General features: G+C 53.6%; 12 protein-coding genes. 10 read left to right on the top strand and 2 right to left on the bottom strand.

Annotated elements, in window-relative coordinates:
* The first annotated feature begins 600 nt into the window (after positions 1-600).
* The 10 genes from IG168_RS18300 to IG168_RS18255 all read left to right on the top strand — a co-directional run bounded on the left by IG168_RS18300 (position 601) and on the right by IG168_RS18255 (position 11260).
* Positions 601-996, top strand: coding sequence for a hypothetical protein (locus tag IG168_RS18300; protein ID WP_193166054.1), 396 nt, complete (start codon positions 601-603; stop codon positions 994-996).
* Positions 997-1131: 135 nt separating this feature from the next.
* Positions 1132-1467, top strand: coding sequence for a hypothetical protein (locus IG168_RS18295; RefSeq protein WP_193166053.1), 336 nt, complete (start codon positions 1132-1134; stop codon positions 1465-1467).
* A gap of 538 nt (positions 1468-2005) precedes the next feature.
* Positions 2006-2503, top strand: a complete 498-nt coding sequence (locus tag IG168_RS18290; protein WP_193166052.1) for a hypothetical protein — start codon at positions 2006-2008, stop codon at positions 2501-2503.
* 876 nt (positions 2504-3379) lie between these two features.
* Positions 3380-4243 (top strand): hypothetical protein, encoded by an 864-nt coding sequence (locus IG168_RS18285; RefSeq protein ID WP_193166051.1) that lies wholly within the window; start codon positions 3380-3382, stop codon positions 4241-4243.
* Positions 4244-4291: 48 nt separating this feature from the next.
* Entirely contained in the window at positions 4292-4570 is a 279-nt protein-coding gene (locus tag IG168_RS18280) for a hypothetical protein (RefSeq protein WP_193166050.1), read from the top strand.
* Positions 4571-5039: 469 nt separating this feature from the next.
* Positions 5040-5504, top strand: a complete 465-nt coding sequence (locus tag IG168_RS18275; protein WP_226877136.1) for a hypothetical protein — start codon at positions 5040-5042, stop codon at positions 5502-5504.
* 835 nt (positions 5505-6339) lie between these two features.
* Positions 6340-6753 carry a hypothetical protein gene (locus IG168_RS18270; protein WP_193166049.1) on the top strand — a complete coding sequence of 138 codons (414 nt, stop codon included), beginning with the start codon at positions 6340-6342 and terminating at the stop codon, positions 6751-6753.
* Positions 6754-6964: 211 nt separating this feature from the next.
* Positions 6965-7774 carry a formate dehydrogenase accessory sulfurtransferase FdhD gene (fdhD, locus tag IG168_RS18265; RefSeq protein WP_319024755.1) on the top strand — a complete coding sequence of 270 codons (810 nt, stop codon included), beginning with the start codon at positions 6965-6967 and terminating at the stop codon, positions 7772-7774.
* A gap of 4 nt (positions 7775-7778) precedes the next feature.
* A complete protein-coding gene (locus IG168_RS18260; protein WP_193166047.1) occupies positions 7779-10100 on the top strand; it encodes an FdhF/YdeP family oxidoreductase in 2322 nt (773 codons plus the stop codon).
* A gap of 89 nt (positions 10101-10189) precedes the next feature.
* Entirely contained in the window at positions 10190-11260 is a 1071-nt protein-coding gene (locus IG168_RS18255) for a zinc-binding metallopeptidase family protein (RefSeq protein WP_193166046.1), read from the top strand.
* A 15-nt stretch (positions 11261-11275) separates the two neighbouring features.
* On the opposite strand, the gene IG168_RS18250 is transcribed toward IG168_RS18255, so the two are convergent.
* Positions 11276-11584, bottom strand: a complete 309-nt coding sequence (locus IG168_RS18250) for a hypothetical protein (protein ID WP_193166045.1) — start codon at positions 11582-11584, stop codon at positions 11276-11278.
* A 248-nt stretch (positions 11585-11832) separates the two neighbouring features.
* Positions 11833-12099 (bottom strand): PepSY domain-containing protein, encoded by a 267-nt coding sequence (locus IG168_RS18245; protein ID WP_193166043.1) that lies wholly within the window; start codon positions 12097-12099, stop codon positions 11833-11835.
* Positions 12100-12155: the final 56 nt, after the last annotated feature.

Here is a 12155-nt window from a genome sequence, read left to right as displayed (position 1 = left end):
CGTAGGCACTCTACACTGGGTTACATAAGCCCAGATGAGTATGAGCGCAAATGCGCATAGTTAGAGCGTCTACTTTTTGTGGGTAAGACCAGTTCGAATAAGACTTTCAATAAAAACTGAAGACGGAAAGCTACGGATGGTGATAAAGCTACCTGAAATTAAAACCGCAGTCGTTGCATTTGGGTTGAGTGTGATTTTTACTGTTCTGCACGCCTTGGAAAGGGATGTTGGTATATTAAAATTAATATTACATTTAGTCTTAGTGACTTCAGTAATTTATTTGGTTACAGCAATTCAAATAGTATTTGCAACTATTCCATACTGGTTTTTCTCTGGTAAAACATTCAAAGTATCATATGTTCAGTTGCTGCGTTTATTTTGCTCTATATATAGTGTGCTATTTGTATGCCTAACAATCTATTCCGTAAGCCAACAGCAATGAAGAACCTAACAAGGCCAGGCAGTACAACTCCGGGCCTTCGGCCCTCCGTGGGACAGCTTGCCTTGTGCACGTTTTGCGCAGTCGCTACGCTCCCATTTTCGCGCAAAACATGCACAAGGTAAGCTGCCCCTGCTGGCGGCGTTAACTGCGAAAGACATATGAAAGCGCTTATTCTATTGATTTCTATAATTCCGAGTTTTGCGTTTGCCTGCTACTGCGGGGATGAACCAGTTGAGCGAAAAGTGGCCGATTCAGATTTTATTTTCATTGGTGTGATCGTGGAGTCTTACATAGATTCAGAGAAGACGATTCATAACAAATTGGAGATTCAAGATAAGATTAAAGGGGAGGCGGATTCTATCTGGCTTACAAATGAAACACTTGAAACAAGTACCTGCGGTCAATTGACATCTGTAGGAATGCGTTACCTTGTATTTGGAGAAAAAGGTACCCCACTTAGTCTATCCTCATGCACCTATACACAAGCGTTACATGTATATGGGCTTAAGGGACTTAACGAAGTGCAGGAGGCAGTTAACAAGGCCAGGCAGTAAAGCTCCGGGCCTTCGGCCCTCCGCGGGACAGCTTACCTTGTGTACGTTTTACGCGGGTCGCTGCGCTCCCATTATCGCGCAAAACGCGCACAAGGTAGGCTGCCCCTGCTGGCGGCGTTAACTTAGAAGAGTCGCATGATTCGAAGATTAATAAATTTCGCTATAATTTTTCCGGCATTTTCATTCGCAAATGAAATTCCTGATATCTCCAAAGAGTGGAATAATCGAGTAGAAAGATTTCAAGAATACCTGGTGAGCAATAATTGCTCAGAAGCAATTCAAGAATCAGAGACGCTACTGGAAATAGATCCCGCAAGCACTGAAGCCATGTTTTACCTGTACTACGCCAGCAAGAAATGTGGAAGTGAGCTACCTGAATGGCTCGGCAAGCCTTCTAGCTGGCCGAATGGCTCAGTTGAGGATCGGTACTATATAGATCTGGCCCAGGCACTTGGCAGTGAAAGAAGTTAACAAGGCCAGGCAATTTGCTCCGGGCCTTCGGGCCTCCGCGGGACGGCCTACGCTGCGCTTCGGCCGCCCCTGCTGGCAACGTTAAGCATAAAAAGTATGAAAAAAGATTCTGGGTTGTTCTTGGTTGGCGTTGCCCTCTTAGTTGGAGGGCTCATTGCAGGCTTCAAAGGTAAAAGTGGCGAGGCAATACGCACTTATGATCAGCGAAGTAGCGATTTTCACGCCTACGAACACTCTTCTGAACAAACATTCCTGTTTGGGTTTCTTATGATAGGAGCCGGAGTTGTTTGTGTTTACTATTCCGGCGTATTACGCCGTAGAAAGTAGCTATTGAATTTTGGTGAGTGGCGCTATGGAATTCTGCCTAAATTTCTGTGCAGTCCATGCTTAACAAGTGCAAGCAGGATGCTCCAGGCCTTCGGCCCTCCGCGGGATGCCCAACGCTATGCACATTTTGTGCGGGTCTCTGCGCTCCCAGTTTCGCACAAATTGTGCATAGCATTAGTCGCGCCTGTTGCGGGCGTTATGCATAAACACTATGTTTGAAATATTAAAGCAATACCAAATAATTTCTACTGGCTTACTTGGATTCATTGGAGTAATAGCAACAATAGCGGCCAATGGTTACTGGGCTAGGAAGCAAAGAATTTCTGAAATTGAAAATAGGGCTAAATCTATTCGCTCAGCGCTGAAAGCAGAATTAGAGATTAACAAGTCTACGTTTGAAGCGCGCGTTGAAAGTCTTGAGAGCTCTACATCACCGAACTCAAGGGTACCAATAAGAACATACCTAGATGTTTACCACAGTGCCTTAAGTGATATAGGAATCCTTGGATCTAAAGAAGTTAAGTCAATTGTGAATGCGTACCTCCTTATAGAAGAATTGCCAACTTATATGGAGTTCCACGCAAACGACAGAGATGGTAAAGCTCTCGTTATCCCACAAAAGAACCGGCGAGCAGTAGCAGACCTTCATAGCGGGCGCTTAGCGGCCATCGATAAAGCAATAACCACTTTAAGTGATCAAGATGCATAACAAACAGCAGCACGTTAGCCCGGCAAAAGGCGCCGGGCCGGACGGCTTACATTACGCTTCGCTTCATTTCAGCCGCCCGTGTGCTGGGCGTTATCAGGCTGTAGAAAATCATCAAGCCTGAGGCTGTTATCAGGGCCCGCGCTACCAAAGGCGAAATCCCGACCGCTCCAGTCTTTAAAATACGCGAGGAAAATCAGGATTACATGGTTATATTTGCGTGCCAGGAGCGATCGTGGCCAGGCCCTTCGGTTGCACCCTCTATCGTGCTTGTCTCCATTGGCAATCTTGCCGATCTGTTTGTCCTTCCTGAAAAATACAAAATGTTGACACCTTTCCTGTCGTCGAATATCGGGCCACGCTTAGCTGTTTTGGCATCATATCGAACCAAAAGACTCGCTATGAAGGTGCGTCGGTGAGTGCGTGCTATAACGTGCCGCCGCGCTGTATTGCAGGGCATTAGGGGGGGCTATTGGTAGAAAGCTCCGTCTTTGTCCCGTCTGTAGTCGTACTTACAGCTAACATGAATCGACGGGCAGGGCGTGTCTCCTGCCAGGCGCGCCGTTCGCCTGCCTGCCGCGCTAGCCGGGTAGGGTAGACTGGCGTGGATTTTCAGCCTCCAACGATGCTTTGGCGAGGCGATAAGGGGTACGTTCAATAAGTTGAAGCGGAAGAGCAGGCTGTATCAGTCTGAAAATCGATGGGTTCATAATTCATATGGTTTTGTCCCTTGTGGGAAAATTTCAATTTGCTTCGCTCGTGCTGGGTTCTGCCTGCTCGATATGCTCTAGTACACGGTATTTTGCGGTTCTATCACCGTGGGGCTTGCTGCTGTGTGCGCTCGTATGCCTGCATGCCTTTGCTGATGATGAAGTCGCAGTGGTGTCCGATCCGGACAAGGTGGCAGAGTCTGCCGCCGACGAGCAAGCTGAAGAAGAAGACAAGGAAATAAGGTTTGGCCCGGTCACTTTAGGCGGCGCTATGCGGGTCAATTACATCCACGGGGACTACGTCGTGGTTGGCAAGGCGCCGCAGCGCGGGGGCAACGGCGGCAATGTGGAGCTGGATACCTTCCGCATCAATGCGTCGCTTGAAAGCGGCCACCTGAGGGGTGCGCTGGAGTACCGCTGGTACGATGGTTACAACTTTCTGCATACCGGCTGGCTGGGGTACGAGTTTGACGAGGCCGGTCAAATTCAGGTCGGTGTGACGAGGGTACCATTTGGGCCCGGGCCGTACGGAGTGTCGCAGAGCTGGTTCTTCGATCAGCATTATTATGTGGGTCTCTCTGACGATATGGACCTGGGGATCAAGTACCTGACTGAACAGGGGGACTGGGACCTGGCACTTGCCTATTTCGAGGGCAGCGAGGGAAACTGGAAAGGGGCCAGCGCGGACAGTGCGCGGTACAGTTACGATGTGGTGAGGTGGCGCTCCGCGATACTGGATGACGGCAGTGTCGTCCCGGCCATTGAAAATGGTTACAGTGAGCGCAGCCAGGTAAATGGCCGTGTAATACGCCACTTCCGGAATGCGAAAATTACCACGGACCTCGGTTTGTCCGTACAGCGGGGCAGACTTCGCGGAAGGGATGCCGATAATGGCGACCACTGGGCGGCTTCTGTGCATATGGTCAATAAGGTGTGTGGATTTACGCTGGCGAGCCAGCTCACCCGCTACAAGATCGATATCGGCGCGGATAATCTCCTGGGTACGAGCGAGCTGGTCCCAATGGGTGCCTAAGACTTTGCCTGGCCGGTTGCCACAGACGCCTGGATACCGGCGATTTCGTTGAGCTACAAATACACCACCGAGACTATTTCCTGGCTGGATTATGTGCTCCCGTATATTGAATACAGCGCTATCCGAAAAGAGAGCGAACATATCGGTGACAGTGAGCTGGTCACCATCGGCGCCGCCTGGGCCAACGGCGGTTGGTACATATATACAGATTATGTGCGCTCAAACGGAAACCTGTTTGTCGGCAATGAGGGTGACGACTACTCAAATATTTTTGATGGCGTTGGGGATTTGGGATCGATGGCAATGACCGCTGGAACTCTCGGCTGAATATTAATTTTGGCTATTACTTTTAGGCAGTGCTGGGGAGGCCGGTTTCGGCACGGCTTTTCGTGTATCTGCGGGTTGACAAAAATGGCGAGGGTGCCGTTCAAGTGCCGCCAAGGTGCTCCTTCAGAAACGCAATCCTGTCATTCAGGGTGGCCGGCGCGTCTTGGTCGAAACAGTTACCCAGGAATTCATTGCAGCCGGTGTCGAGGAAGGCGTGGCGCTTGCCCGGGTAGACCTTGAACTCGAAAGGGAGAGCTTCCTTATCATTGCACGATGGGATTCCAATTTGGAGCTTCCTATCCCTATCTGCTGGGGAGCATTATGTCCCCGAGGAGGCAAGGCTCCATCCCTGTAGCGGCAGATAAAAAGCGGCTGTTGCCGCCCCTGTGGGGGCTGGGATTTTCTTTCCGCTGCTTCGCAGCTCCAAGTCCGCCCCAAAGCCGGGCGTTAAGCCAACAAGGGGAGTTTTGTGAAAGTTGTTCTAGCTATAGTTTTATTGCTCAGTATGTCGACCATTGCTGTGGGAAAAGAAACTCTTTCCGAAGCAGTACTTAAGCAAAAAGCAGAAGCATTCATTCAGGCGAAAAATGCGAGGCAGCAACCCGGTACTACTGAGAAAGATATTGACCACTTTATATCATTCTTAGCGGATGATTTCATGGATGAGCATGTAAAGTTTAATGTCACCGTCACAGATAAGGCTGAACTTCGTAAGGGCATGATCTTCAAAATGAAAGATAAAGTGTTCTTCTCTGATATTAAGATTGATCAGATGATGTTTGGTCGTAATGTCGTGTTTGTGAAGTATACCGAGCATGCCAAGGTAAAGCCCAGTCACATGGACAAGGTTGTTGAATACACAGCCACCAACGTTATGTCTCTGGAGTTTAATGACGAAGGGCTTATTAAGCACATCCGTAGACACCATGGTTAGATTTTGGCTTAACTAGTTGCATATGTTTGCTATAAACGGCGCGGCTGGGAGAATAGCTCGCCGGACTCGAATTTGGCCCTTCGTGAAGCGTTATGTATCTAAGTTGGATATTTAGATGCTTAGGATCGTGGGTTCAATTGAGCTGCTAATATCAATTTTGGCTCTTGCATTGGCCTTGTGGTCTCTATCTGGCCTTTGTACAAGCAGACCCTATGGATTCGATTGTGAAAGTTGGTTCATATTTGGAGTGAACATTTTTGGACCTTTGGGTCTATTGTTTCTTTTATGTTCTATCTTTTCTCTAAGGATGAGGTCATTGCTTCCGCAGTATGTTCTGGTGTCAGGCTCTTTGATTTTTGTGATTTACTGGGTGTTTTATGTCGTATCTTGATATACATAAAATCACCAGCACGCTGCGTCGTATGAAGGTAGGGCCTGCCACTTTGTGGATAGCCTCTGCGGTAAGCATTTTATATCTAAAATAATAAAGTGGAGTTTTTATGCCTATTAGGAAATGGATATTCCAATATTTGATAATGTCTTCGCTATTGTTTGCTCTTTTTTCGTTTGTTCAATATTGGAAAGGTAGAGAGCTTGAGTACGCATTGGAGTTTGGCGTCCTTTGGGCATTGATAAGTTCAACTATTTTCTTTGTTGTTCGTATCAGAAATTACAGGAATCAGGTTGCCTGTAAATTGTGCGATGATCTTCCTGAGCAATAGGTAGTGCCCTGTAAGTCGATAGATAAAAGGCGGGGCAACCTGCTCATCCATAGTTTGGGTTGAAAGCCCAACGCTACACATCGGCACCTCCACTTTTAGAGTCAGGAGAACACATGAAAAGAGTAACAGTGCTGTTTTTCATATTTTTATCTTCCATAACGTCTGTTTTTGTCGTTCAAATGATGATTACGAAAATATGGAATATATATGGGGTGAGCTGGGGGCCGGGTAACCTGCCTGTCGAGCCTAATCAGCAGATAGCAATGCTCAGCACCACATTTGTCGCAGGGCTATTTGCTCCGATTGTCGCAATAGTGATCTACCGTAAAATCCCGTTGTCCGTAATTTCGGCTATTTGTGCGTTTGGAATGGCAATCGATCTGTATGCCGCACTGGTACCATTGGCCAGCTTGCCTGTTTGGTTCAAATTTGCGTTTGTCATGTCGGTGCCGTTACAAGTACTCGCGGGCACAAAAATTGGTGTTTCTTTGCTCGCATTAGCGCAGAGCAGCGCCAAGCTATCCTAGCTGACGCAGGTAATTTGCTTTGTGTCATCGGACCTTTGCGAGAGGAATTGCGCTAATCATCAGTCCCCCTTTTTGCTTTTAGGTGACAGCCATGTATCTGACTCTGGCAGTGGGTGTTCATTCCGGGCATACAAACCGTAAGAATCGCCGTTAGAATATGGAAACTGTTCTAGCCTGTTGGCGAGCGCCAATAAAAGCGGGAGTGACGCTGGTGGATACGGAAGAGATCATCTCGCAGTCTTACGATTACGGCGAATTTGATGCCGCTACTGTGGTTACCAGCCAGGCGCTTGCCGAGGAGGCAGCGGTGGCGATCAGCTATAACGGCATTAATCACGCGGTGATGATGGCGACGCCGGCGGACCTGGAGGACTTCATGTTGGGGTTCAGTCTCAGCGGCGGCCTGATCGAATCCATAGATGATGTCCGCGATATCGAAATGCAGGAAGAGGGCGATGCCATCAGTGTCGAGGTGACCCTCGGTAGCCGTGCCTTTGCGTCTTTCAGGGCGCAGCGCCGGACCCTCGTGGGTATCAGCGGATGTGGTTTGTGCGGGGTGGCGGCGCTGGAGCAGGTATTTTCTGACCTTCCCATGCGACACCCGCGGGCCATGCCGCCGGCAATGCACCTGCGGGGACTACGTGATCGCTTTGCCGCCGCGCAGACACTGGTACAGAGAAGCGGTGCCATGCACGGCGCCCTGTACGTGGATAGCCAAGGCGAGACCCGCGTCTGTCGTGAGGATATCGGCCGCCATAATGCGCTGGATAAATTGCTGGGAGCCTGCCATCGGCAGGGTCTCGATCTGGACGATGGCTTTATCGCCCTGACCAGCCGCTGCAGTTTGGAATTGATTCACAAGGCGGTGCGCTCCGGCGTGGCCAGCCTGGTGAGCCTATCCGCGCCCACGACCATGAGCGTGCGCTGGGCGCGGCAATACAATCTGAATCTTATCCACCAGCCGCAACACAGTCCGGCGCGTTATTACAGCCCGGCGCCCTGCCGGCTGACTGGGGAGTAAACCAATGAAACCACCCGCCGACCGCTTCCGCTTCGAGCCGTACGATTGCCCTGCGGCGGGTTGGGGAGCGCTGCGTAGCGTGGCGCATTTCTGGCTCGACAGTAAGCAGCCATTCAAAAACCTGCGCGCCATGTTGCAGACCAATCAGCATGGCGGCTTCGATTGTCCCAGCTGCGCCTGGGGGGACTCTCCCGAGGATGGCCGGATCAGGTTCTGTGAAAACGGTGCCAAGGCGGTGAACTGGGAGGCGACCAGCCGGAGTGTGGGTGCGGCTTTTTTTGCCGAATACAGCATCCCGGAACTGCGCAAGTACGACGATTACTGGCTGGAGTACCAGGGCCGCCTGACGGAACCGATGTTCTATGACGGGGAGGGGGAGCACTACCGGCCCGTTTCCTGGGATGAGGCCTTCGACATTGTCGGCAGCCAGTTGCAGGCGCTGGACTCGCCGCACCAGGCGGAATTCTACACTTCCGGCCGCGCGAGCAACGAGGCCGCCTATCTCTATCAGCTCTTCGGGCGCGCATTCGGCACCAATAATTTCCCCGACTGTTCCAACATGTGCCACGAGGCCAGTGGGGTGGCGCTGAAACAGAGTATCGGCAGCGGCAAGGGCACCGTGACCTTCGAGGATTTTGCCAAGGCCGATGCGATTTTCGTTATCGGGCAGAATCCTGGCACCAATCACCCGCGCATGCTCGAACCGCTGCGCGATGCGGTCAAGCGCGGCGCCCGGGTGGTTTGTTTCAACCCACTCAAGGAGCGCGGCCTGGAGCGCTTCCAGGCGCCGCAAGATCCCGTGCAGATGGTTGCCCAGGGAGATTCGCCACTGAACACCGATTATTTCCGCCCGGCCCTGGGCGGCGATATGGCGGCTGTGCGTGGTATCGTCAAATGGCTGCTGCAGTGGCAGCGCGATGCCGAGGCGCGCGGTGACACGGGCCCGTTTGATAAGCCGTTTGTCGACCAGCACTGCGATGGGCTGGACGACTACCTGGCCCAGGTGGATGCCACGACCTGGGAGGCGATCGAGGCGCAGTCGGGCCTCAGCCGTGCCGAGCTGGAGCGGGCCGCGGATATTCACCGGCGCAGTGACCGGGTCATCATCTGCTGGGCCATGGGCATTACCCAGCATCGCCATTCAGTGCAGACCATCCGGGAAATCGCCAACCTGCAATTACTGCGCGGCCAGATCGGGCTGGAAGGCGCGGGTCTCTGTCCGGTGCGCGGGCACAGCAATGTGCAGGGCGACCGCACCATGGGCATCAACGATAATCCACCGGAGGCGTTCCTGGATGCGCTGGAAATCCGCTTTGGTTTCCACCCACCCCGCGAGCCCGGGCACAATGTCGTGCGGGCGATAGAGGCGATGCTGGCCGGCGACATCAAAGTCTTTATCGGTCTCGGCGGCAATTTCGCCCAGGCCACGCCGGACCGGCAGCGCACTTACAGTGCCCTGCGTAACTGCGAACTGACGGTGCAGGTCAGCACCAAGCTGAACCGCAGCCACCTGATCACCGGGCGCCGCGCACTGATTCTGCCGTGTCTCGGCAGGACCGATATCGACCAGCAGGCGGCGGGCCCGCAGGCGGTAACGGTGGAGGACTCGTTCAGCATGGTGCACGAATCCTTCGGCCAGTTGCGCCCACTGTCGAAAGATATGCGCTCTGAACCCGCGATCGTTGCCGGCATGGCCAGGGCGACGCTGGGCGACGCTCCGGTGAAATGGCTGGAACTGGTGGAGGACTACGGGCGCATCCGCGACCTGATTGCCGATACCATACCGGGCTTTGCGGGCTTCAATCAGCGCATCAAGCATCGCGGCGGTTTTTACCTGCAAAACGACGCGGCATTGCGCCGCTGGAATACGCCCTCGCGGCGCGCCCAGCTGAGTAATCATCCGCTGCCGGAATCGCTGGTGCACGAGGATATTGTCCGCAAGGGGAGGAAGCCTGACCTGATCCTGCAGACGCTGCGCTCTCACGATCAGTTCAATACCACGATTTACGGATTGAACGACCGCTACCGGGGCGTGCACGGTGGGCGCGAAGTACTGCTGGCCAACGAAGCCGATATTCAGCGCCTCGGTTTTAGCGCCGGTGACAATGTAGATATCGTCTCGCTGTGGGCGGATGAGGTGGAGCGGCGGGTCAGAGGCTTTACGCTGCTGACTTACGATGTTCCCGCGGGTCAGGCCGTCGCCTACTACCCGGAAGCCAATCCGCTGGTTCCCCTGGAGAGCTACGGTGAAGGCAGCTTTACCCCGACGTCCAAGTTCATCGCGGTGCGTCTCGAGAAGAGCACGCGCCCGGAGCGAATCGCGTAGGGCGGGGCGTTTTATTAGCCGCGAGCAGGCTATGCAGTCCGGAGTAAATCGGTGAAACTGTGGGCCTGTCTTCAGGAGATCCCGCCTTCATGCAGCGCGCCGACGACTTTATCGACCTACTCAAATCCCTGATCCGCAACCCGAGCGTGGTGGGCGCGGAGCATTCGTTCTTTCGCGTGCTGCAGCGGGAGCTCGAGGAGCGCGGAGCGCGGGTTACCTGGTACGAGGGCCTGCTGGTGGCGCAGGGGCGCAATCCGGACGCGGCGATGTTCTCCGCGCATATCGATCGGCACGGCCTGATCTGCACCGGCCCCAACGAATTCCAGTACGCCGCTTTCGTGACCGGCAATCGCTCCGATCTGCTCGGCAATTCGGTGTCGGAAAAGCTGATGATGAAGATCGTCGATCGCTTCCAGGGCGTATCGGTCATGGCCTATGAGCCCTGGTCCGGATCCTATCGCGGTTCCGGGGTGATCAAGCGCGCCTACGTCTGTGAGTTCCGCAATAACCTGATCTTCGAAGTCGATGGCCTGGCCCACCTGGTGGCGGGGACTCCGGTGGCCTTTACCGATCATCTCACCATCGAAGACGATATCCTCAGCGCGCAGCTCGACAATGTACTGACCGCGGCGCACCTGGTGCACCTGTTTGCGCTCGGCTTTCAGGGCACCGCGTTTTTCACCGCGCAGGAAGAGGCGGGCAGTAGCTGGCGCTATTTGCTGGAGTGGTTTCGGCGATTTAATGACGGTACTGAAAGGTTGATCGTCGTGGATACCAGCCCCTACCCCGACCGCGATACGGCGGATCAACAGGAAGTGGTTTTGCGCCGGCGCGACGTCAATGCGGAGTTCCATCCGCAAACCACGACCATGCTGGAGGGGCTGTGTCGGGAGCACGGCATCCCGTTTGGCTACAAGGACACCTACATCGACGCGCAGAATCGTATCGCCGTGGAGCGCGGTCTCGAGACGCAGTCCCTCGGCAGTACCGAACTGGGTCGGATCGTCGCTGCGTCGAATGGTTTTGTGCAGGGCACCACGCTGCAGATCCCAACCACCAATTACCACACGATGGAAGAGTCCTCGACCATGGCCGCCAACGATGCGTTCAGTCGGCTGTTGGTGCTGATGGCCGAGCGCGCCGGTGGTCTTGAACCATAGCGCAGTGGCCCTGCTTTAGCGGCGGTAGGGGCGATCGGATAGCACGCGACCGGTATTCTCCTCCACTTCCAGGCGGCGCTTGTCGCCCTGCCAGTAGGCGGTGACTTTCCAGCGTCCGCCGACAAAGCGCATTTCGGTGATTGGATTAAAACCGAGGCTCCGCAAACGGTTGCGCACGGCCGAGGGCTCCATGGCAATAACCGAGGGTTCGGCACCATACAGGTCGGGGCTGTCGTAGATGGCTGGGCCTTGGGATAGGCCGGTATCGGGCGGGATTGGAAAGGTGAGAGACTGTGCAATGAGGACCGTGGCAAACAGGTTCATAAACCGCTTCCTGAGCACTGCCAAATCTTATTGATAATGTCGGCTGTGCGCACTTCCCAATTATTTTTTACGTCGCGGGGGTTAATTGAATGCTCGGGATTTCCTCCATACCTTTTTCTGCATCTTCGGCGCGAGACAGTTTCGATGCGAGGCATTGGACAGGCAATAAAAAACCGGCCAGTGGCCGGTTTTCCTGAAAATAGTATTTGGGAGCTTGCTACTGCGCCGATATACGCGGCGAAACAGGGTCAGTCGTCATCAGGTTCATCGGACAAGACCTCACCGGAATTGGGGTCGACTTGTAGTTCTCGTTTTTCGCCGGTCTTGTAGGCTTCAATTTCCCAGTGCCCGTTTTCCAGCGTGACTTCGATAATCGGCGTGTAGCCCTGCTGTTCTAAATGCGTCAGCACAGTAGACAGTGCCATGGCGCCGGGCGGTGGCTTATCATCGGCGAGTGCAGACGGCATCAAGGCGGCGACCGGAATTGCGAGGATCAATTTCGCTAGCGGGCGCATGGGTACCTCCTCCGTTGGAGCCTCCCGGGAAGCCCGCTAATGAGCGGGCTTCCCGG

Origin of the sequence: Microbulbifer hainanensis (genome assembly GCF_014904735.1) — a bacterium.
Lineage (GTDB): Bacteria > Pseudomonadota > Gammaproteobacteria > Pseudomonadales > Cellvibrionaceae > Microbulbifer > Microbulbifer hainanensis.
This window is presented reverse-complemented; position numbering and strand designations above follow the sequence as displayed.